The sequence below is a fragment of the Mycobacterium sp. genome, assembly GCF_032159765.1.
In the GTDB taxonomy this organism is placed as follows: domain Bacteria; phylum Actinomycetota; class Actinomycetes; order Mycobacteriales; family Mycobacteriaceae; genus Mycobacterium.
Genome location: NZ_JAVHWM010000228.1, coordinates 1 through 2,654, shown reverse-complemented (window position 1 = coordinate 2,654; position 2,654 = coordinate 1). Strand labels below are relative to the sequence as shown.

Here is a 2,654-nt window from a genome sequence, read left to right as displayed (position 1 = left end):
GCCGCCTGCACCTCCGGCTCTGCCGTCGAGAACGGCCTCACCCCAGACGCGATCCGGGTCCATCGTGCTGTCTGTGCCAAGTTCCCGTCGGTCACCGGGTACGGCGGCCTGCGGTCAGGTGATACCGGTAGCGAGCACGCCACCGGGCACGCGCTCGACATCATGATCAGCGGTTCTGCGGGTCAGGAGATCGCCGACTGGCTGCACGCCAACTACAAGGCGCTCGGCATAAGCCAGCTGATCTGGCAGCAGCAAATCTGGACCGTGCAGCGCAGTAGCGAAGGCTGGCGAGCCATGCCGGACCGTGGCTCGACCACGGCGAACCACTACGACCACGTGCACGTCAGCGTCTACGGCACCGCAGGCACCGTCTGACCCTTCGATGGAGTGGCCCTGCCGGCAGGTCAGGGCCACCTACTTCTTACGCAGGCGGGATGTTGTGGTTGAGGTGGAAGAAGTTGTCCGGGTCGTACGCCCGCTTCACGTCACGCAGCCGCCGGTAGTCCTCGACTGTGTACGCCGACGCCGCCCGGGCCGGGTCCGCCAGGAAGTTCAGGAAGGTCCGCCCGGTCGGCCGCAGCACGTCGATCAACTCGGGCACGTCCTGGTCGATGATCACCGAGTACGGCGCGGCTCTGTGCCCGACTGGTCCTGCACCCGGGCCGGGGTGGGCCATCGCGCCGCCCCAGTGCCGGATCTCCACCGTCGGCGCCGACTCGTCCGTCAACCCCGCCAGCCGGTCGATCAGGTCGTCCGGAAGTTCGTCGACCAGGTCGAGGTATCGGGCCGCCGTACCGCCCATCGCGGCTGTGCCGAAGCTCATCGTCCGGAGCCCGCCGGTGAGGACCGGACCGGCCGCCTCGAACAGCGGCCGCAGGATGTGCTCGGCCAATTCCGCCGCACCGGCGTACAGGGCCTTGATCGCCAGCGCACGGCGGCCTCGCAGCGGCTCGGGAACCTCGGGTGAGTCGGGGATCCGGGTCAGGACGACGGCAGTGCTGAGTTCGTTGGGGATGCGGCTGGTCCAGTCGCGATAGAAGGAGAGGGTATCGGCGGCCCGCTCGATCCCGAAGTAGGTGATGCCGGCGTGGACCTGGCTGACGGGGTGAAGCCGGAACTCGAGCGAGGTGACGATGCCGAAATTGCCGCTGCCGCCGCGCAGCGCCCAGAACAGCTCCGGGTGCTCGTCGGCGCTCGCCGTCAGCAGGCGTCCATCAGCCGTGACCAGTTCGGCGCGGATGATGCTGTCGGCTGCGAAGCCGTACTTGCGGGAAAGCCAGCCGACACCACCACCAAGCGTATGGCCGATCACGCCAACGTCCCGCGAGGAGCCCGCGACAGGCGCCAGCCCGAACTGCGCAGCCGCGTCGACCACCGCACCCCACCTGGCGCCCGGCCCGACCTTGGCGATCCGCCGCCGCGGGTCGACCAACACCGAAGTCATCGCGGAGGTCTTGAGCAGCACCCCACCGTCCGACGGAATCCGCGTGCCGTGCCCGGTCGCCTGAACCGCGAACGGCAACCCGTACCGCCACGCCGCCACCACAGCAGCCCGTACGTCGGCACGCCCCGCGGCCTCGGCGATCACCAGCGGGCGCGGATCCATCGTCGGCATCAGCGGGCGCCGCTGCACGTCGTACTCAGCCTCGCCAGGCAGGTAAACCCGGCCAGTGAACGTGCCACTCAGCAAGCCGGCCGCTACGGGTGCCTCGCGGAATATAGCCTGGGTCGTCATGCTGGGAACTCCTCGCCTCGTCCGGTTCTCTACACACACGTCGAAGGGGAAGGCTGGGAATTGACACTTGGCCGCACTTTCCCTGGAGGTAGCCCTGCACACCCACAACGTGAGCATCAACGCGCAGGTGCTGACCAAGCAGTACGTCTCGTGGTCCCGCGACGAGCATCTCTCCGAATGGGCGGCGCTGCAGTTGGTGTCAGCGGCAACGCACGACCTGGTCCCGACGCCATTGCATCTCGAGGTGGATCCGCCTTGCGTGACCATGAGCCTGCTGCCCGGAAACCCGCTCAGTGGTTCGCTGACAGCTGCCGAACTCGATGGTCTGGAGGTTGCGCTACGAGGGCTGTGGTCAGTGCCGGCTAACGGGCTGCGGCAACTCGCTCCTGCACCGTCGGAAGGCGCGGGGCACATCATCGCCCGGGTGAGGGACTCGGTGAAGTCCTGGCAAGGGGTTGGGATGGTCGCTGAAGCTCATGCAATGGCTCTCGAATGGTTGGCAGGCCCGCAACCTGAACAATTCTTAACGCCGTACGCCGAGCCGATAGTCGGTCATGGCGATCCGAACCTGTCGAACTATCTCTGGGACGGCTCGAGGGTTCGCATCGTCGACTTCGAGGACTCGGGGCGTAGCGACCCGGCGGTGGAGCTCGCGAACCTGGTCGAACACCTCTCCGCCCGGGACACGGATTGGTCTGAGTTCGTAACCCGCTTCCGGTCGATCCCGCGCGACTCGCGGCGGCACGGTGCCTCTGGGCAACGTTCTGGCTCACTCTCTTGAGACCCGGCGGAGCGTCTGCCCTCCGAAACCCGGCAGGAACAGCCGAGAGACAAGCCGAACGGCTGATCACCCTCCTCAAGTCCGGCGCCTGACCCACGGATCCGACAGCAGAGGTACTTAGGTATGCGGCGGCCCACG

The 2,654-nt window shown here is 67.3% G+C and carries 3 protein-coding genes; 2 read left to right on the top strand and 1 reads right to left on the bottom strand.

Features of this window, described 5'->3' with window-relative positions:
• On the top strand, positions 1-375 hold a 375-nt coding region (locus QOH60_RS28440; RefSeq protein ID WP_526425238.1), incomplete at its 5' end, for a VldE C-terminal domain-containing protein.
• A gap of 46 nt (positions 376-421) precedes the next feature.
• On the opposite strand, the gene QOH60_RS28435 is transcribed toward QOH60_RS28440, so the two are convergent.
• Positions 422-1,735 (bottom strand): FAD-binding oxidoreductase, encoded by a 1,314-nt coding sequence (locus QOH60_RS28435; RefSeq protein WP_526425237.1) that lies wholly within the window; start codon positions 1,733-1,735, stop codon positions 422-424.
• Between the two features lie 67 nt (positions 1,736-1,802).
• Between QOH60_RS28435 and QOH60_RS28430 the strand changes: the two genes are divergently transcribed.
• Positions 1,803-2,516: a phosphotransferase family protein gene (locus QOH60_RS28430; RefSeq protein ID WP_526425236.1), complete on the top strand. Its 714-nt coding sequence runs from the start codon at positions 1,803-1,805 to the stop codon at positions 2,514-2,516.
• Positions 2,517-2,654 lie beyond the last annotated feature (138 nt).

Coding starts and splice junctions, on each gene's coding strand:
- QOH60_RS28435 (WP_526425237.1), bottom strand. CDS start 1,735: ATGACGACCCAGGCTATATTCCGCGAGGCACCCGTAGCGGCCGGCTTG.